Origin of the sequence: Arthrobacter sp. UYCu712 (assembly GCF_040547005.1) — a bacterium.
Classification (GTDB): Bacteria; Actinomycetota; Actinomycetes; order Actinomycetales; family Micrococcaceae; genus Arthrobacter.
Genome location: NZ_JBEPOZ010000023.1, coordinates 36916 through 55232, shown reverse-complemented (window position 1 = coordinate 55232; position 18317 = coordinate 36916). Strand labels below are relative to the sequence as shown.

The window sequence follows — 18317 nt, the reverse complement described above, 5'->3', positions numbered from 1 at the left end:
TTTACAGGTGCCCGCGTTCTAAGCTCTGGTAACCACGCTGAACCGGCTCCCGCCCTGAAGGCGGGGGCCGGTTCCCTTCGGCTTCGTTGCCGGCGTCGGCGATGCTTTGCGTCGCTGATCGGTGCCGGCTTCCGGCCTAGGCGCGCTGGGAGAGGTTGAGAATGTTGCCCTCGCTGTCCAGGAACCAGGCGGACTTGCCCCAATCGGCGGTGGCAACGCCGTTCTCGGTCTTCAGACCGGGAAAATCGTACTCTTCAAAGACGACGCCGCGGCCCCGCAGATCCTCCATTTCGCGTTCGAGATTGTCCGTTTCCCAGCCCATCTGGGTGTTCTTGGCCGTCCCGGCATTCTCTGTCTGGTAAACGAGGAAGCCCGTTCCGTTGCCGCAGCGGTACATCACACTGTCGTCCTCCATGGATTCGGAGGGTTCCATTCCCAGCTTGTCCCGGTAGAAATCCTTCGCCCTGTTGATGTCCTTCGCGGCGAGGACAGCAATGATGTTTGAATCCTTCAGCATGATGATTTCCTTCTTTGCTTTTGATGTATCGCAGCGATGGCGGTGCTCCCCCCGGTTGCTGGCCCGGAACGTCCTTGTCCGGTGCCCGTGACCGCCCATTGCGCCGAGCCGGGGCAGCCACCTGGGACCGTTCAACGCCGCGCCACCTATCGCCGGCGCGAGGGTCCCCGAAACTTATGTGGCCATTATGGACCGATTCGGGCCTGCGGAAATAGGGGTGCCTGGTATCAGCTGAAGCGTCCTGGGCTGGCCCCGGACGAATTCCCTGCGCACCCCGCAGGCCCCCTAGCACTAAGGTCCAGCGACTCCGCCCAGCACCACGTTCAAAGGTTCCTGCCCGGACTGCAGCAACTCGATCTGCTTCCGGATGAGTCGCGTCATCCACAAGGAACGGGGGCCGGGCCTGGTCATGAGGCATGAAGAGGACGTGATCACGGTGCTGTTCGAGCAGGAGGGCTACAAAACGCTGTCCCGCCAGGCCGTGACGGAAGGCAAGTTGCTGACGCTCGCGACGTGACATGCGGCTGCCAGCCCGGTCTACTTCCGCCGGCGTCCGCAGGATGACAGAGTTGAACAATGAACGAGGAAACCGGCGGGCTGATCCTGAACCTCGAATGCACGCTCGATGCTCCCCCGGAAGAACTCTTCAGGATGCTGACGGAACCGACCGAACTGGTGAAATGGTGGGGTCCACAGGGCTTCACCCTCCCTGCAGCCGAACTGAACCTCACGGAAGGCGGCCACTACCGATTCCGCATGACGCCGCCGGACGGCGAACCGTTCCACCTCTCAGGCGAGTTCCTGGAGATCGATCCTCCATGGCGCCTGGTGTACACGTTCCGCTGGGAGGAACCGACACCAGACGACCGGGAAACCGTCGTCGACCTCTCCCTCGGGAGTACCGGCGAAGCCACGCGACTGGCGCTCTCGCAGGGACCGTTCCTGACGGAAGAGCGGTTGGCCCTGCACCGCAGCGGATGGACTGAGTCGTTCGAGAAATTGCAGACGGTCTTGGAGAGTCGCACCTGAGGATGTTTTTGCCGACGGGACGGCCTGACGTTGCGGAGCCGCACGGCGGGGTGAACCGGCACAGGTAGACGGTAGAAGTTAGCAAAGGGCTCTTCCGGGGAGGAAGAGCCCTTTGAGTTGCGCGTTAGGCAGCCACGGCGCCGATCTGCTGCATGAGGCGCAGGTTGTCCGTGGTGCCCCAGTGCTCGGCAACCTTGCCGTCCTCGACCCGGATGATGTCCGTGCAGTCGAATTCGACGCTCTTGCCCGTTGGTGCGATGCCGGCTAGTTCCCCACGATGGGTACCCGTAAGAACCACGTGGCATGCCTCCATGTTGCCGGCGACCACCTTGGGCTCGATCTCTTTGACCTTGATGTCCGGGAAAGCCGTCCGTATCGTGTCCACGAAGAATTTCACGCCGTCCTTGCCGGGCGGTTGTCCGGGGAGGGCTTCCTCGTGATCGATGTAGGAATCCATCGCCAATTCATCAATGAGGGCGAGATTGCCACTTTCCAAGATGTCCTTGTAAAACCGCTCAATCAGTCCATTTCCTTCCGACATGTCCGACTCCTTGTAGCGCGAGACCGAATTGGATCCCCCAGGCCTGTTGCACCGGCATGACCCGACGGTGCGCCGAGAATTGGTGGGGAGGTGCCAGCGGGGATCGGGCGAAAGGCCCCGTTAAGGCTGAAGATATTCCGGTCCTTCGAGGGAGTCAAGACGCCCCGAGAAGCACCGTTCGGGGCACGGCGACGACACGAAAAAATGCCATGACAGCAAGGGGCCCTTCCGCGGGGAAGGGGGCCCCTTGCCGCGCGAAATTGCTTGCGCGCTAACTAGAGTGCTGCCTTACTCAGGCACGGCGCCGATCTGTTGCATGAGGGTCATGATGTCCGTGGCTCCCCAGTGCTCGACGACTTTTCCGCCGTCGACGCGGATGATGTCGATGCCGCTGAATTTGACGCTGCGTCCGGTGGGCGCGACGCCCATCAGTTCGCCCTGGTGCGTTCCGGTCAGGACCACGTACTGCGCCTCCAGATTTCCATCTATCAGCGCCGGTTCGGTGGTCTTGGCCTTGAGATCCGGGAATGCCGCCCGCATCGTGTTGACGAAGTACCCGACTCCGTCCTTGGCGGGCGATTGCCCGGGTAGGGGGTCGTGATCGACGAAGTCGTCGCTCACCAGTTCATCGATGAGGGCGAGATTTCCATCCCCGATCACCTCTGTGTAGAACCGCTTGATCAATCCAGTCCCGTCAGCCATTTCCGACTCCTTAAAGTGGATGAGACCGCAGCCCAAGTTTCCCACTCCGGCCATGGCACATCAACGGTAAACGCCGGTCGCGCTGCCGCTCCGGCTAGGCTTGTTCACGAGACAGGCTGACCAGGAGGGTCACGTGCCCGGGAGCAAGTGCCCTCATGCTGCGGCGCTGGCCGTGAGCGAAGGAGTGAGCATGCAAGTTCCAACCCTGGTATGGATCCTGACCATCGCCGGGATCGTGGGCCTCCTGGCGTTTGATTTCTTCTTCCACGTGCGCAAGGCACACACACCTACGCTGAAGGAGTCGGCCATCTGGTCGTCGATCTACGTCAGCATCGCCTTGCTGTTCGGCGTCGGCGTCTTGATCTTCGGCGGAACCGACACGGGCACGGAGTACTTCGCCGGCTACGTCACGGAGAAGGCCCTTTCCGTGGACAACCTCTTTGTCTTCCTCATCATCATGGCCAGTTTCCGGGTGCCCCGCGCCGATCAACAGAAGGTGCTCCTGTTCGGGATCGTCTTCTCGCTGATCGCCCGGACCGCGTTCATCTTCCTCGGCGCCGCCCTCATCAACAGCTTCTCCTGGGTCTTCTACATCTTCGGCCTCATCCTGCTGCTCACGGCAGGCAACCTGCTCCGGCCCGATTCCCACGACGACGACTCCGACGGCTTGGTGGTCCGCCTCGCCAAGAAGTTCCTGCCCGCGTCCTCGCACTACGACGGCGACAAGCTCTTCACGGTCGAAAACGGCAAGAAAGTCCTCACCCCGATGCTGCTGGTCATGGTGGCGATCGGCGGGACGGACATCCTGTTTGCGCTCGATTCGATCCCGGCGATCTTCGGCCTGACCCAGAACGTCTTCGTCGTCTTCACCGCGACGGCGTTTTCGCTGATGGGCCTGAGGCAGCTGTTCTTCCTGATCGACGGCCTGCTGGACCGGCTCATCTACCTCTCCTACGGCCTCGCCGCCGTCCTCGGGTTCATCGGGGTGAAACTTGTTCTCCACGCCCTGCACGAGAACACCCTGCCGTTCATCAACGACGGCGAACACGTCAACGTCATCGAGGTCAGCACCGCCACCTCGCTCCTGGTCATCCTAGGAGTCCTCACCATCACCGTCCTGGCCTCCATCTTCAGCCCCAAGGGCCGGGCCAAGAACGCGGTCTCCGGTGCCAAGCGCCACGCCACCGACTACCTGGACCTCAACTACGAGACCGACCTCGCCGAACGCGACAGGATCTTCACCAAGATGGTCAGCGAAGAGGAACAGCTGCGGAAGCTGCCGGAGAAGTACAAGAAGCTCATCCGCAACGAAACCGAGTTCATGGACCTGCTGCGCAGCGCCCATGCGGAGCACGACAGAGCGATCGAACGGCAGACGCAGAACTGACCCAGCCCGGGACTGACGCGGCGGCGGGAGCGGCTGGCCTCAGGCCGCACGTTCCCGCCACAGCAGCGACACCACAAGCACCACCGCGCCGAGGCCCAGCATGACGAACACCATGAGCCCCCAGTTGGCCTGGTTGACGCCGGTGGCGTAGAAAATGCCGATCAGCACCGTGGCCGTGATCGCGCCGAGGTACCGGCAGGTCTGGTAGATCCCGGCCGCCACCCCGCGTTCCTCCGGCCGGGTGGACAAGTACATGCCCTGGCTGGAGGCGAGCCCGACCACCCCGTACGGCACGCCCAGCAGGGCCGTCAGCGCCAGGACCAGGGGGATGGCGAACGACGCCGTCAGGAGCCACATGGCCCCCGACGCGACAATGAGCAGGACGACGCCGGCGATCAGCATCCGCTTCACGCCGAAACGGTCGATTCCGCGGACAGCGAGCGGCGTGACCACCACCGACATCGCTGCCAGCGGCAGCATCAGCAGCCCCACGACGCCGGGATCGTAGCCGCCGGCTTCCTGCAGCAGCTGCGGCAGGCCGAAGAACGCGAAGTAATAGACGCCGCTGAACACCGCGAAGCCCAGGTACACCAGCAGCAGCGGCCGGTTCCGGCCGAGCAGCCGCAGGTCCAGGAACGGCGGGCTGAACCGCAGCTCGCGCCACACGAACAGCACCGTGAGCAGCGTCCCGCCGCCCAGCAGCCACCAGCGGTACCCCGGCAGCACGTCCAGCAGCGCCATCATCACCAGCACCATGGCCCCCAGGAAAGCCAGAATCCCTGGGATGTCCGAATCCCGCACCAGCTCGGAGACCCTGCCCCGTTCACGCCCTTCATCCGCCGGGGCGAACCGCCAGACCAGCAGGATGGCCGCCAGCGCCAGCGGGACGTTGATCAGGAACAGCGCCTGCCAGCCGACCAGGCTCACCAGCAGCCCACCAACCACCGGCCCGACGGCGGCAGCGGAGGTGTTGGCCATCTGGATCCGGCCCAGCGGCCGCGTGGACTTCACGTTTGCCTCCCGTGCCAGCGCCCCGACCATCACGACGGCGCTCGGGTAGGCGGTCGCGGTGCCGAGGGCCATGAAAGCACGGGCCACGCAGAGCAGCGCAAAGTTGGGCGCGAGCGGGGCGACGGCACACGTCACGGTGACCAGGGCCATGCCGAGCATGAACAGCCGGCGCGGCCCGAAGCGGTCCGCCAGCCTGCCCATCAGCGGCTGGCCCGCCGCGGACGTGAGGTAGAACGCGGTGATCACCCAGGTGACCGTGGCGACGTCGAGCCCGAAATCCGCGCGCAGCACCACCAGGGCGACAGCGATCATCGAGGAGTTCAACGGATTCAGCGCCGTGCCGAGGCTGAGTCCGGCGACGGCCAGGCCGGCCCGGGGAGAGTTGCTCACGGCAACAGTCTGTCCCACGGGCCGGCCAGTGACGAACTCCGTGACGCGCGCAGGGTCAGCTCCCGCCGCGAGAGCACCTTTTCAGCGCTGCCGGCGTCAGAGCACCTTGGAGAGGAACGCCTTGGTCCGGTTGTGCTGCGGGTCGTTCAGGATCTGCCTCGGCGGGCCGGCCTCCACCACGATGCCTTCGTCCATAAAGACCAGGGCGTCAGCCACTTCACGGGCAAATCCCATCTCGTGGGTCACCACGATCATGGTCATGCCGCTCCGGGCCAGTTCCTTCATGACGTCCAGCACCTCGCCCACGAGTTCCGGGTCCAGGGCGCTGGTGGGCTCGTCGAAGAGCATCAGCTTGGGGTCCATCGCCAGGGCACGGGCAATGGCTACCCGCTGCTGCTGCCCGCCGGACAAGTGCGCCGGGTAGTGGTCGCCCTTGTCCGCCAGGCCCACCCGCTCCAGCAGTTCCTTGGCCCGTGCCGTGGCGGCGGCCTTCGACAGCCGCTTCACCCGCATCGGGGCCAGGATGATGTTCTCCACGGCCGTCAGGTGCGGGAACAGGTTAAACCGCTGGAAGACCATGCCGATTTCCTGGCGCTGGAGGGCGGCCTCCTTGAGCTTCAGTTCGTAGAGTTTGTCCCCCTTTTGACGGTAGCCAACCAGCTGTCCGTCGACCGAGAGCCGGCCCGCGTCCACCCGTTCGAGGTGGTTGATGCAGCGCAGGAACGTGGATTTTCCCGAACCACTGGGACCCACGATGCACAGCACCTCACCCTGGTTGACCTCCAGGCTGATCCCGCGCAGCACCTTGTTGGAGCCGAAGTTCTTCGAAACCCGGTCCGCAAGCACCATGGGCATGCCGGTCATCCCTTACCTCCAAAATCCGTGCCGAGCGGTGCGCCCGGAAGTGCGCCCGGAGGCGTGCCCGGGGCCGCGAGCGGTCCCGGTTCCGGCGGCACCGGCCCCTTGCCCGTCTTGAGCCGTCCGGTCCCCCGCGAGAACCGCTTTTCGATGAAGTGCTGGCCCACCATGAGGGCCGAGGTGAAGAGCAGGTACCAGAGTGACGCCACAATGAGCAGCGGCACCGGCGTGAAGGTCACGGCGGAAATTCCCCGGGACACCCCGTAGAGGTCGATGCTCAACGGAATCGCGGCCACCAGCGAGGTGGTCTTGAGCATCGAGATCACCTCGTTGCCGGTGGGCGGGATGATGATCTTCATGGCCTGGGGAACCACTACGTACCGCATGGTCTGCCCCCAGGACATGGCCAGCGCCGTCGAGGCTTCCTCCTGGCCCTGGTCCACGGACAGTAGCCCGGCGCGGACGATCTCGGACATGTAGGCGGCCTCGTTCAATGCCAGTCCGATCACGGCCGTGATGAAGAGGTTGGTGAAGATCTCGTTCGGGACGGTGACCCACGGCGCCGTGAACGGGATCCCCAGCGTGAACACGGGGTAGATCAGGGCCACGATGCCCCAGAAGACCAGCTGCACGTACACCGGTGTTCCGCGGAAGACCCAGATGTACAGCCACGCCACGCTTTTCAGCACGGGGTTGGGTGAGAGCCGCATGATGGCCAGCACCAGGCCCAGGACAATCGCGCCCACCATCGCGTAGATGGTCAGCGACAACGTCACCCAGGCGGCCTGGCTGATCCGTCGGTCGAAGATGTATTTGCCCACCTCGGGCCAGCCGTAGTCCGCACGCTGGGCGGCGTCCAGGACGAAGACCGCCAGCATGAGGGCCAGGACCACCGCCACCAGGATCCGCCAGGGGTGCCGCAGCGGGACCGCGACAATCGGCGTCGGCTCGTCGCCGTCGTGTTCGACGACGACGGCGGCCCCGGAGTTGGCGTTTCCGCCGGCGGCGGTTCCTGTCCCGGCTGCCTCAGCGTTCCGTGCGCTGCGCCGGGTCTGTTGCCCGGGAGCCGGCTCAGTCATCCTGTCGGTTTCCGGCTCGCTCATGGGTGGTCACCCTTTGGCTGCCACGTTGAGCGCCGCCGTCTTGACTCCACCGGATTCCACGCCCCACTTGGACAGGATCTTGTTGTACGTGCCGTCGTCCATCAGCGACTGGAGTGCCTTCTGCAGGACCGGGGTCAGGGCGCTGTCCTTGGCCACGGGCATCCCGTAGGGAGCCACCTCGAAGGCGTCACCGGCGGTCTGCAGCTTGTCCTTGGTCTTGGAGATCGCGTAAAGGGTCACCGGCGAGTCGGCACTCATCGCGTCAACCTGGCCCACCACCAAGGCGTTGGTGGCCTGGTCCTGCGCATCGTACTTGAAGATGGTGATGGCGGCCTTGCCGGCGTCGGTGCACGCCTTGGACTTCGCAGGCACCTCGTCGGTGTCCTGGTAGGTGGTTGCCTGGACGGCGACCTTGAGACCGCAAGCGTTGTCCGGGTCGACGGTCTTGCCCTTCGGGGCGGCCCACTGGATGCCGGCGGAGTAGTAATTTATGAAATCCACCTGCTTTTCGCGTTCCAGGGTGTCGGTAAAGGAAGACACACCGACGTCGTCCTTACCGGCCTTCACCGCCGGAAGAATGTTGTCGAAGGTGCCGATGTCGAATGTGACCTTCAAGCCCAGGACTCCGCCCAGCGCGTTGGTCAGGTCCACGGCCCAGCCGGCCGGCGCACCGTTTTCGTCCTTGAATTCGTTGGGCGGGTAGTTGTTCGCCATTCCGACGTTGAGGACACCGGCGGACTTGATCTTCTCCGGAAGCGACGCCGCAATAGAGTCATTCTTCTTCACCACGACGGCGTCTGCCGCTCCGGAGGCGCCGGGTGTGGCGGCGGGTTCGCTGTTGTTGACACAGCCTGAAAGCGACATTGCCGTGACGACGGTAAGAACGGGAAGCAGGTATCGAGTGCGCATGGATTCCTTAGTTGATCAGGGATTCTTGGGACTGCCGCGACTTTGCGGACAGGCACGGTGTTCCGAATTGTTTTGACGCTAATGCACGGAGCCTGAGGCTGTTATTTCGAGGACTCCGGGGAAACGACGGATGTCGCGAAGAATTTCCCCGCCCCGTGCCTTCAATTCGGGAATGCTGGAAACGCCCACCTGCGTCATCGTACGCCGGAGTTTATCCGTTCGAGGCGACCTCTGCGCTGACTTGAGCTGCGGCGGAGACGCGATCGACGCCGGGACGCGCCTGTTCGTCTGGCGGCAGTTGTGGGCACGACACAACCAGGAGCCCTACCGCGCGGGCTTGAGACGTCAGGTTTTGATTTTCGCCACCGTCATGAGGATTGCCGAGTCTTCCTCCGCTTCCAGGCTGTGCAGCCCCTCGGGCACGATCAGGAGATCACCGGCTTTGCCCTGCCAGGATTCCTTTCCGGACTGCAGCCGGACGCAGCCCCGGAGCACATAGACGGTGGCTTCGCCGGGATTCTGGTGCTCACTCAACTGCGTGCCGGCCTTGAACGCCATGACGGTCTGGCGAAGGACCTTCTCGTGGCCGCCGAACACCGTGTCAGCGGCCCGGCCGCTGCCTGCCGCGAGCGCCGCAGTCATTTGCTGACGGGCCAGGGCTTCGATCGAGATTTTCTGCATGGGCCCACCGTACCCACAATCGTCCGCCGTGCCGAGGGTCCTTTGTCCCCAGGCGGGCTTCAGTAGACCACTCTGAAGGTACTGAATCCACCCGTGGCCGGGGAGATCCTTTCCTCGACGTTTTCCACCAGCCCCGGCGCATCCGTTGACCGCAGCCAGCGCCGGAACTCAAGCACCACAGTCTGCGGCCCCTCCGCGACAATGCCAACCGAGCCGTCGTCGTTGTTCCGGACCGTGCCGGTCAGCCCGAGCTGCTCGGCCTTGCGCACGGTCCAATACCGGAAGCCGACGGCCTGCACTGTTCCGTCCGCCCTCGCCGTCAGCCGGACACGCTCCCCGGATTCCACGCCTGGAAATTCAGCCATGATCCCAATGTAACGCCGGCCGCCAGCGGCGCCAGTCCCCAGACAAGGGACCTTCGCCCCTTACCCCGGAGAGCGTCCCTGTCGCAGTCTGTTACGACACCTCCGGCCCCCTCGCACACTCCGCCAGAGCGCCGGGACGCCTGAAAGGACAAGACGATGGCAGGCCAATTCGAACTCTTCACTGATGCAGAGTCACGCGTCCGATTCCGGTTGCTCGCCGCGGACGGAACCGTACTGGCAGTGTCCAGGGCCTACGAAGACAAACGCGCTGCAGCCGACGGGATTATGGCGGTCCGCGAATGCGCCGGCACGGGCTTGATCAGGGAAGACCGGACAACGCCCTGGGGCAGCACGGCCTGGACCAGGAGCAGCAGGGTGCCGCAGCATCGCCGTCGCCGGCACTTCCCCGCGGGTCAGTGAGCGGTCCGTTCAGTCAGCGCGGTTTACTAAGCGGCCCGTTGAGAGCCGTCACTTCTAGTCGGGCGCGACCGCGTCATGCTTAGCTGCGTTCCAGAGAAGGACGCCCAACACCACTGTGGCCGGCGTCCAGATCATCCGTTCCACCAACGACGGCGACGCAAGATTCATCACGGCTCCGACGGCCATCAGCCCGGCCGTCGCGTACGTCAAGCGCCGGCGCAGGGCGGGCGCCACCAACGAAGTTCCGGCGGCCGCCGCGAGCACGAGGTACACCCCGGCCGCGCCCGCGCTGGACATGCGCATGGAATCGGGCAGGCCCCCCGGATTCCCACCGCCATAGGCGGCTGATCCCCATGGCGCCCCGAGGGCCAGGGCCCCCTGGAATCCGGCGACTCCCAGAAAGAGGACCGCGGCTGCCTTCCCGGCCCGGCCAGCGCTGGCACGCCCCGCGCCGGTATAGCCAACGCCGGTCCCACCTGCGGGCGTCCGGTTCGCAAAATGCCGGGTCGCCACAGCTTTCAAATCCATCACAGATCCTTCTCTCCTGAGCGCCTGGCTCGTAGCAACTGCTTCTATCTTCCAGATATAACCTATCTGGAAGATACACTAGTCGCTGAGGACCATCCCTGGCTAGCAGTTCACGAAGGAGTACTAATGGCACGCTCGGACCAGACCCAGACCGCCGTTCTTGGCGCCCTGAGCATCATGCCGATGTCCGGATACGCGCTCAGGGAAGAAATCAAGAACACGCTGGGGCACTTCTGGAGCGAGAGTTTCGGTCAAATCTATCCCGCACTGGCAGAGCTGCAGCGTACTGGACTCGTGGAGCGCCCGGACGCCGAAGGCCGGTCCTCGAGCTACCGGATCACGGCCGCCGGCACGGCCCGGCTCCGCGAACTCCTGGCCGAACCGCCCCAGATGGGCAAGCCGCGAAACGGGGTGCTGCTGCGTCTCTTCCTCGGCCGCGAGCTTGGTCCGGAAGCGTGCCGCCAGCTGGTGCTGGAGACGAAAGCCCAAGCCGAACGGCAGCTTGCCGCCATGAATGAAGCCCGTGCCGAGTTGTCGGGCGGGCATCTCGGGGAGAACACGCCCTATGCGCTGATCACCGTCGCCGCCGGCGAACACTCCGCCCGGGCCAGCATTGACTGGGCTGAGGACGCCTTGGCGATCCTCGCCGGCCTGGATGGGGCGCCGGCTACTTCCCCGCCGGCCGCAGGGACGTGATCATCGTCCGGATGTCCTGGTACTCCGGAGTCGCCGCATAAAGTTTGGCCTTCTCCAGGTACGGCAGCGACGGGTCACCCGGCGTCGTGTTGTTCTCGGGGTTGTAGGCGGCCCCGAACAGGGCGCCGCTGGGCGGCCACAGGAACAGATGGAACATGGGACAGGCCGTGTTCCCGGTCTCTTGCGGCATCATGGTGATTCCGTATCCGGCGATGGTGGGCGGGGACGCCTGCGCGGCGGTGCTGTCTCCCCTGGCCTCGAAGACGTAGCGCGGCACCGGGGCATCGGCCGCCCCGCCCTCCGCCAGCGCCTGCAGGAGCTCTGAGTCGAACACCTCGTACGGATATTGCTGCGTGCACTCGGCCCCGGTGACGACGTTGGTCCGCAGGCTCGCCATCGGCTTTCCCGCCTCATTGATCACGTCCACGAACTCACCGCCGAGGGGCATCTCCCCGGCGGGGTCCCGCACCGTCCAGTCGGCAGGAAAGTCGAAGGACAGCCCGCCGTCCGTCGTCGTGAAAGTCTTCCAGCCCGACGACGGCGGCGCGGTGCCGGCTGCCGAGGTGGTTGCCGGCTGCGGTGTCGTCGTATCGGGCGGCGGCCCGGGCTGCGCACCGCAGGACACCAGCAGCAGGGCGAGGCAGATCATGCCGGTGAACGTGCCGCCGGACTTCCTGGCATCCATCAGGTCCCCCACCTTCAGCCGCACGTCCCGCTGGCCCGCTACTTCTCCGCCGGCCGGAGCGAGACGATGACGGCTTTGACGTCCTGGTACTCGTCCGTTTCCGTGTAGGCCTCCGGGGTGTCAGTATTCGGCGGGTACCCGGGCGGCATTTGGAAGGGACTGTAGACGCCGCCGAACACGGCACCGCTTGGCGGCCACGCGAAGAAATGCGAGATAGGGCAGGCCGAGGGGCCGGTCGGTTCCGGCGCGGAGGTGATCCCGTACTCCAGGGTATCCATTTTGGACTGATCCGTTGCGTTGGGGTTGGACCGGCCCTCAAACAGGAAGTTCGGCACTGCGCCTCCGTGGGCCAGTGCCGGAAGCGGCTCCAAGTCGAGCAAGGAATACGGGTATTTCTCCGCACATGCCGCCGAAGTAGCCGTGTTGGTCTGCAACGTGGCCATCGATTTGCCGTCCCGGTTCAGGACCTCCACAAAGATTCCGCCGGGCGTCGCCTCGGCTGCCCGGTCCTTGATGGTCCACACCGCCGGGTAGTCGAACATGAACTGGCCGTCCGCCGTCGTATAGGTCTCCCAGTTGTCCGATGCGGATTCAGTGGGCTTCGCCGTTGGATTCGGGGTCGCCGCCGCGGAGCCTGTGGGGGCGGACGTCGCCGGCGCTGACTTGGCCGGCGCGGAGCTGGACTGCGGACTCCGCTCTGCGAGCGTCGACGAACTGGGACTCGGGGCTACGGCGGGGGGAACGCATGCCGCCAACACAACGGTCATAAGGAATGCTGCAGAAACGGCCGTGCCGGCAAGTCGAGCTCGGTGCATGTAGCCCTCCCCCATGGGGTGCAAGTAGTTCGACTATTCTCGTTTGTCCGTGACCGCAGAGTAGGGCCGTTGGACCCCTTGCGGCGGGACGGCGGACCGTTTGCCCGCCCGGGGGCCAAACAGAAGCGACGGCGTGATGCTTCCCACGTTGACATCGCGCCGATTTCAGTTGATCGCGGAAGCTTGCTAGAGCTTAAGTAATGCATGAGTCCCTGATCCCCGCAATGCCGTTCCTGGCTATGGCTCTCGCCATTGTTGCCGGGCTGGTCCTGTCCTGGCTGGTGCGCCGGATTGTCCTCCGGCTCAACCGCAAGAACCCTGAGCTGGGCGAGACGTCCCGGGTGGCGCGGCTGCCGTTGCGTTTGGCGCTCTGCCTGGTGGGCGTGCGGATCGCCCTGGCCATGACCACCGAGGACGTCGAGTGGCGGCGCAACGTGGACCACCTGCTGGTGATCGTCCTCATCGCCACTGTGGCGTGGCTTGCCATCGCCATGCTGCTTATCATCGAATCCATCGTGCTGACGCGGTACCGGGTGGACGTCGCGGACAACCGCCGCGCCCGCCGGCTCCGCACGCAGGTGATCCTGGCCCGGCGGATCGGCGTCGCCCTGATCGCGTTGGTGGCCCTGGGCAGCATGATGCTGACCTTCCCCGCGATCCAGGCCCTCGGCGCCGGACTGCTCGCCTCCGCCGGCGTCATCTCGATCGTGGCCGGGCTCGCCGCGCAGACTTCCCTGGTCAACGTCTTCGCCGGCATCCAGCTCGCCTTCACGGACGCGATCCGCGTCGACGACGTGGTGGTGGTCCAGAAGGAATGGGGCCGGATCGAGGAGATCACCCTGACGTACGTGGTGGTCCACATCTGGGACGACCGGCGGCTGATCCTGCCCTCGACGTACTTCACCACCACCCCGTTCGAGAACTGGACCCGGCGCCAGTCGGAAGTCATGGGAACCGTGGAGTTCGACTTGGACTGGCGTGCCCCGCTCGAGGAGATGCGGGCGGAACTGAAAAAGGTTCTGGCGGGTACGGAGCTGTGGGACGAGCGGGCGGGGGTCCTGCAGATCACCGATGCCACGGCAGGCTTTGTCCGGGTCCGCATCCTGGTCAGCGCCGCGGACAGTGCCTCGCTCTTTGACCTCCGCTGCCTGATCCGCGAGGAACTGGTGCTGTTCCTGCAGCAGGAGCACCCGACGGCGCTGCCGCACGTCCGGCTCGAGTCGTTGCCTGCGGCCGCCGCTGACTCCGTCCCGCCCGGGGCCAGGTCCGGGACGAGGCGCCCGGGCAAGCTGGTGGCCGCGGACGAGCCCTCCCGGCACCCCTCGGACCCGCACGATTCCCAGCTGTTCACCGGATCCATCGAGGCCGTCCAGCGATCCCGGGCCTTCTCCGGCCCCGGCGAGGACGTGTTCGAGGACCGCGACAAGAGCATCGCCGCGCAGAACTGAGGGGGTCTTCCCAGCCCACGCTAACTGGTCGATAATCAGACGTTGGCGGGACCGCGGCAACCGGCCCCGCCACAACCTGCCGGACCAGCTGAGGAATCCCACATGACAGTCGAACAAGCACCCGCGGAATCCCTTGGGACCGCTTCCCGCGACTGGTTCCAGGGCGCCGTCGTCTATCAGATCTATCCGCGCAGCTTTGCCGATTCCAACGGCGACGGCATCGGTGACCTCCGCGGCATCATCAGCAAGCTGGATTACCTGCAGCGGCTGGGCGTCGACGTCGTCTGGCTGTCCCCGATCTACACGTCACCGCAGGACGACAACGGCTATGACATCAGCGACTACCGCAACGTGGACCCGCTCTTCGGCACGCTTGAGGACCTGCAGGAACTGACCGACGGCCTGCACACGCGCGGCATGAAGCTGGTCATGGACCTCGTGGTCAACCACACCTCGGATGAGCACCCCTGGTTCGTGGAATCCCGTTCCTCCAAGGACAACCCGAAGCGCGGCTGGTACATGTGGCACCAGCCCAGGGACGGTGCGGAGCCCAACAACTGGGGCTCGGCCTTCTCCGGGCCGGCCTGGGAGTTCGACCAGGCCACCGGCGAGTACTACCTCCACATCTTCTCGAGGAAACAGCCCGACCTGAACTGGGAGAACCCCGACGTCCGGGCCGCCGTCCACGACATGATGAACTGGTGGCTGGACCGGGGCGTGGACGGCTTCCGGATGGACGTCATCAACTTCATCTCCAAGACCCCCGGACTGCCGGACGGGCCGAAGGCGGACGGTAAGCTCCACGGCGACGGCACCCCGTTCTACATCAACGGCCCCCGCATCCACGAGTTCCTGCAGGAGATGCACCGCGAGGTGTTCGCCGGCCGCCCCGGCCGGCTGCTCACGGTCGGTGAAATGCCGGGCGTGACGGTGGAGGAGGCCATCCTGTTCACCGATCCCGCCCGGGGCGAGGTGGACATGGTCTTCCAGTTCGAGCATGTGGCCCTGGACCAGGAGAACGGCAACAAGTGGCGGCCCAAGAAACTCAAGCTCACCGAGCCCAAGCAGACCCTGGGGCGCTGGCAGGAGGGCCTGGCCGAGCGGGGCTGGAACAGCCTGTACTGGGGCAACCATGACCAGGCCCGCGCGGTGTCGCGCTTCGGTGACGACGGCGGGTACCGCGAGCTTTCCGCCAAGATGCTCGCCGGTATCCTGCACCTGCAGCGCGGCACGCCCTACGTCTACCAGGGCGAAGAACTCGGCATGACGAACATGACGTTCGGGGCGATCAGCGACTACCGCGACATCGAGGTCCTCAACCACCACCGCGAAGCCACCACCCACCTTGGCCACACGGACGCCGAGGTGCTTGCCGCGCTCGCGCCGCTGAACCGGGACAACGCACGGACCCCGGTGCAGTGGGACGCGTCCCGGAACGCCGGGTTCACCACCGGCGCGCCCTGGATCGCGGTCAACCCGAACGCCAACCACATCAACGCCGCCGCCCAGGTGGAGGAGCCGGACTCGGTCTACAGCTTCTACCGCAGGGTAATTGAGCTCCGGCACGCGCAGCGTGTCATTTCGCACGGAGACTTCGGTATGCTCCTGCCCGACGACGAGCATGTGTACGCGTTCACCCGGTCGCTGACCGAACCCGGTTCCGACGGGTCCGCGGACCGCACGGAGTTGCTGGTGCTGGGCAATTTCTCCGGCGCGGAGTGCGGCGTCGAGCTCGGCGAGGAGAGCTGGGGCGGTGCAGACCTGGTGCTGGGGAACTACCCGTCCGACGGCGGTGCTGCCGCGGGCGGTGCTGTTACGGGCGGCCCGTCCACGGCGGACCCGATGCGCCTGCGGCCGTGGGAGCTGAGGGTCCTGCGCCGGAGCAGCCGCCGTTGATCGCCACACCATCAGATCGACACAAACAGGATTGTCAACCAAGCGAAGGAGCCCGGCATGACCATTCCACCGCCACACGAACCTGAGCCGTTCCCGCCGGAACCGGGCCCCACGACGCCGCCGACCGAGCCCGGGGACCCGATCCCGCCGGAACCGGGCCCCGTCACTCCCCCGGCGCCGATTCCGCCGCCAGGCCCGGCGCCCACCCCTGGGCCCGTTCCGGGACCTGGGCCCCTCCCGATTCCGGACCCGGGACCGGTCCCGCCGCGACCGGATCCCACGCGTTTCTAGCGACGTTCAGCCCGCGGCAATGCCGTGGAGGAAGTTCCGCACTTCCGTGTTGAAGGCGTCGGGCGCTTCCATGTGGGCCAAGTGCCCGACGTCGGGGATCACCGAGAGCCTTGAGCCCGGAATCTGGCGGTGCAGCTCGTGGGCAACGTTCAACGGGGACCGCTGATCGTCCGCGCCGTACAGCAGGAGCGTGGGGATGTCGATGGTGGGCAGCACCGGGCGGTAGTCCGCCCGGCCACTGGCTGAGAGCAGGGCCCGCATTCCTGCCGGGCGGACGTCTGCCATGATCCCGGAGACTTCGGCAACCACGGCGGGATCCGCCTTGTCAGTGAAGAGCGACGGCAGCCACTCCGCGACGAATGTCTCCGGAGGCTGATCAATCTCGGCCAGCACCTGGGCGTACCGCCGCTCCACTTCCTCGGGCGGCAGGGAGCCGGCCCAGCCGGCGTAGGCGGAGGCCAGGACCAGGGACGCTGGCAGCCCGGGATACCCGCGGAAAAGCTCCAAGGCAACCATGGAGCCCCAGGACAAGCCCAGGAGGTGCGGCTTCTCCGGAACTGCCGCACGCAGGAATCCGGCGGTGACGGCCCCGAGTTCCTCGGCGGAGAAGTCCGGGACGGGGTCGTCCGACGCGCCGCAGCCCGGAGCGTCCCAGGCAAATACCGTGAAGTCGTCCGAGAGCCCTTCGAGCTGCGGACGCCAGATCCGGCTGTCCTCCCCGACCCCGTGGAACAGGACCAGCGGCGGCCCCTGGCCAACCCGCTGATAGGCGATCCGCAACCCGTCCAGCTCAACGGTTTCCATGAGCCAATGCTAGGCCGGTCCGCCGCGTCCGGGCAGGTTCAGGACGCGCAAAGCCGCCCGCGACGCGCAAATGACCCTCCGACACCCGAATACCGGTGTCGAAGGGTCATTTGCGCGTCGCCAGGACGATTCGGTGTCGGCGCCTACGGCAGGACGATGTCGCGGGTCCGGTGATCGTAGTGGATCACGAGGACGCCGCCGCCGTGGTGCACCTCGTGGTTGGGCCCGTCGAAGGCCCCGAAAGCGCCGTAGTTTTCATCCCAGGACCGGTTCAGGGCGATCTTGAAGGTGTAGAAGCCGGCCGGAATGTCCGCGGCAATCTTCCACAGTTGGTCCACCTGGTCCAGTTCCATCTGGGACTGGTCGTACTGGGGTGCCCAATTGGCCGGCGCCCCCAGCAGGATGTTGAAGTCACCGGCAACCGCGACGGCGTCCGGCTGCTCGACGGTTTCAGTGCTGACAGCGGAGGCTGCCGGTGCCTGGGCTGCGGCCGGAGCCGCGGCGGGGGCTTTGTCCGCTGCCTTGCGCTTCCGGACGACCTTGGCGACAGGGGCCACGGCTTCTTCGATCAGCTTGGCAGCCTTGCCGGCCACCTTGGCCGTTTTCGACGACGCCCCGCTGGCTGACGCTGCCTTCGCGGCGGGTTTCCCGGCCGGGGCAGCCGGCAGCGGGGTGTCGCCCGGTACCGGAGTGCCGGCGTCGAGCGCTCCGGCGAAGGCCGTCGGCTCGGCGAAGGCGACGGTGGCGCGCTGGCCGTCGTCGGTGATGGACCAGCCGGAACGTCCCTTGACCAGCCAGCCGGCCTTGACCAGCTTCGCGGTGGCGGTGGTCAGCGTCTTATGGCCGCGGGGAATTCCGCCGCTCAGGAGGTCACGTTCATGATCATTGAGAGGTACGCGCACGATTGCCTCGCCCAGCACGGCTCCGGCATTCAGTTTTTCGCCCGTCCACACCCCCTCCGTCAGGACATCCAGCACGGCTTTCAGCCGAAGGTTGGTGTTTTCCGCGGTGTTCGCGCCCATGGGTCTCCTTTAGAAGCAATTGATCCACCTGCATTTTGCCAAGGATGTGGGTCTTTTTGCGAGTGGAAACCATTAACTCCGTGCGTCGTGACCCACTATGACAGCCCGAATGGGGGTGCGCGGGGGACCAACGCACCCGTACCCGCGAGTAGCTTACCGCTCGAAGAGGTTCCTGCTCCCAGGACTACTCTGCCCGGGGCAGGATTCAGGACACCCCCG

21 protein-coding genes are annotated in these 18317 nt (G+C 65.6%); 7 read left to right on the top strand and 14 right to left on the bottom strand.

Going from position 1 to position 18317, the window contains the following annotated elements:
* Positions 1-136: 136 nt before the first annotated feature.
* The gene (locus ABIB51_RS18490; protein WP_354190644.1) at positions 137-517 is read right to left on the bottom strand and encodes a VOC family protein; all 381 of its coding nucleotides are present in this window, start codon (positions 515-517) and stop codon (positions 137-139) included.
* A gap of 367 nt (positions 518-884) precedes the next feature.
* Here ABIB51_RS18490 and ABIB51_RS18485 point away from each other — a divergent pair, with 367 nt between their 5' ends.
* A complete protein-coding gene (locus tag ABIB51_RS18485) occupies positions 885-1034 on the top strand; it encodes a hypothetical protein (RefSeq protein ID WP_354190686.1) in 150 nt (49 codons plus the stop codon).
* Between the two features lie 59 nt (positions 1035-1093).
* The gene (locus ABIB51_RS18480) at positions 1094-1546 is read left to right on the top strand and encodes an SRPBCC family protein (RefSeq protein ID WP_354190642.1); all 453 of its coding nucleotides are present in this window, start codon (positions 1094-1096) and stop codon (positions 1544-1546) included.
* Between the two features lie 124 nt (positions 1547-1670).
* Here ABIB51_RS18480 and ABIB51_RS18475 read toward each other — a convergent pair whose 3' ends face one another.
* Both ABIB51_RS18475 and ABIB51_RS18470 read right to left on the bottom strand, forming a co-directional pair.
* Positions 1671-2087: an ester cyclase gene (locus ABIB51_RS18475; protein WP_354190640.1), complete on the bottom strand. Its 417-nt coding sequence runs from the start codon at positions 2085-2087 to the stop codon at positions 1671-1673.
* A 288-nt stretch (positions 2088-2375) separates the two neighbouring features.
* The gene (locus ABIB51_RS18470; RefSeq protein ID WP_354190638.1) at positions 2376-2789 is read right to left on the bottom strand and encodes an ester cyclase; all 414 of its coding nucleotides are present in this window, start codon (positions 2787-2789) and stop codon (positions 2376-2378) included.
* Between the two features lie 190 nt (positions 2790-2979).
* Here ABIB51_RS18470 and ABIB51_RS18465 point away from each other — a divergent pair, with 190 nt between their 5' ends.
* On the top strand, positions 2980-4176 hold the full coding sequence (locus ABIB51_RS18465) for a TerC family protein (RefSeq protein WP_354190636.1): 1197 nt from the start codon (positions 2980-2982) through the stop codon (positions 4174-4176).
* A gap of 39 nt (positions 4177-4215) precedes the next feature.
* On the opposite strand, the gene ABIB51_RS18460 is transcribed toward ABIB51_RS18465, so the two are convergent.
* The 6 genes from ABIB51_RS18460 to ABIB51_RS18435 form a co-directional block, all read right to left on the bottom strand.
* Positions 4216-5577, bottom strand: a complete 1362-nt coding sequence (locus ABIB51_RS18460) for an MFS transporter (protein ID WP_354190634.1) — start codon at positions 5575-5577, stop codon at positions 4216-4218.
* Between the two features lie 96 nt (positions 5578-5673).
* A complete protein-coding gene (locus ABIB51_RS18455) occupies positions 5674-6441 on the bottom strand; it encodes an amino acid ABC transporter ATP-binding protein (protein ID WP_354190632.1) in 768 nt (255 codons plus the stop codon).
* On the bottom strand, positions 6438-7538 hold the full coding sequence (locus ABIB51_RS18450) for an amino acid ABC transporter permease (protein ID WP_354190630.1): 1101 nt from the start codon (positions 7536-7538) through the stop codon (positions 6438-6440). Before ABIB51_RS18450 ends, ABIB51_RS18455 begins: the two co-directional genes overlap by 4 nt.
* Positions 7539-7544: 6 nt before the next feature.
* Positions 7545-8447 carry an ABC transporter substrate-binding protein gene (locus ABIB51_RS18445; RefSeq protein ID WP_354190629.1) on the bottom strand — a complete coding sequence of 301 codons (903 nt, stop codon included), beginning with the start codon at positions 8445-8447 and terminating at the stop codon, positions 7545-7547.
* Positions 8448-8792: 345 nt separating this feature from the next.
* On the bottom strand, positions 8793-9128 hold the full coding sequence (locus ABIB51_RS18440) for a cupin domain-containing protein (RefSeq protein ID WP_354190627.1): 336 nt from the start codon (positions 9126-9128) through the stop codon (positions 8793-8795).
* A gap of 59 nt (positions 9129-9187) precedes the next feature.
* Positions 9188-9493 (bottom strand): acylphosphatase, encoded by a 306-nt coding sequence (locus tag ABIB51_RS18435; RefSeq protein WP_354190625.1) that lies wholly within the window; start codon positions 9491-9493, stop codon positions 9188-9190.
* A 156-nt stretch (positions 9494-9649) separates the two neighbouring features.
* Here ABIB51_RS18435 and ABIB51_RS18430 point away from each other — a divergent pair, with 156 nt between their 5' ends.
* The gene (locus ABIB51_RS18430; RefSeq protein WP_354190623.1) at positions 9650-9913 is read left to right on the top strand and encodes a YegP family protein; all 264 of its coding nucleotides are present in this window, start codon (positions 9650-9652) and stop codon (positions 9911-9913) included.
* Positions 9914-9967: 54 nt separating this feature from the next.
* Here the strand turns inward: ABIB51_RS18430 and ABIB51_RS18425 are convergent, their stop codons facing one another.
* Complete coding sequence (locus ABIB51_RS18425) at positions 9968-10441, bottom strand: hypothetical protein (RefSeq protein WP_354190621.1); 474 nt, start codon at positions 10439-10441, stop codon at positions 9968-9970.
* 126 nt (positions 10442-10567) lie between these two features.
* On the opposite strand from ABIB51_RS18425, the gene ABIB51_RS18420 reads away from it, so the two are divergent.
* Positions 10568-11137 (top strand): PadR family transcriptional regulator, encoded by a 570-nt coding sequence (locus ABIB51_RS18420; protein WP_354190619.1) that lies wholly within the window; start codon positions 10568-10570, stop codon positions 11135-11137.
* Here ABIB51_RS18420 and ABIB51_RS18415 read toward each other — a convergent pair.
* Together ABIB51_RS18415 and ABIB51_RS18410 are read right to left on the bottom strand one after the other, a co-directional pair.
* Positions 11109-11822, bottom strand: a complete 714-nt coding sequence (locus ABIB51_RS18415) for a hypothetical protein (protein WP_354190617.1) — start codon at positions 11820-11822, stop codon at positions 11109-11111. The genes ABIB51_RS18420 and ABIB51_RS18415 overlap by 29 nt on opposite strands.
* A 38-nt stretch (positions 11823-11860) precedes the next feature.
* Entirely contained in the window at positions 11861-12589 is a 729-nt protein-coding gene (locus ABIB51_RS18410) for a hypothetical protein (RefSeq protein ID WP_354190615.1), read from the bottom strand.
* A gap of 248 nt (positions 12590-12837) precedes the next feature.
* Between ABIB51_RS18410 and ABIB51_RS18405 the strand changes: the two genes are divergently transcribed.
* Together ABIB51_RS18405 and ABIB51_RS18400 are read left to right on the top strand one after the other, a co-directional pair.
* A complete protein-coding gene (locus tag ABIB51_RS18405; RefSeq protein ID WP_354190613.1) occupies positions 12838-14085 on the top strand; it encodes a mechanosensitive ion channel family protein in 1248 nt (415 codons plus the stop codon).
* Between the two features lie 102 nt (positions 14086-14187).
* Complete coding sequence (locus tag ABIB51_RS18400) at positions 14188-15981, top strand: alpha-glucosidase (RefSeq protein WP_354190611.1); 1794 nt, start codon at positions 14188-14190, stop codon at positions 15979-15981.
* 297 nt (positions 15982-16278) lie between these two features.
* Here the strand turns inward: ABIB51_RS18400 and ABIB51_RS18395 are convergent, their stop codons facing one another.
* Together ABIB51_RS18395 and ABIB51_RS18390 are read right to left on the bottom strand one after the other, a co-directional pair.
* Positions 16279-17076, bottom strand: coding sequence for an alpha/beta fold hydrolase (locus ABIB51_RS18395; RefSeq protein ID WP_354190609.1), 798 nt, complete (start codon positions 17074-17076; stop codon positions 16279-16281).
* A 143-nt stretch (positions 17077-17219) separates the two neighbouring features.
* On the bottom strand, positions 17220-18098 hold the full coding sequence (locus tag ABIB51_RS18390) for a pullulanase X25 domain-containing protein (protein WP_354190607.1): 879 nt from the start codon (positions 18096-18098) through the stop codon (positions 17220-17222).
* Between the last annotated feature and the right edge of the window lie 219 nt (positions 18099-18317).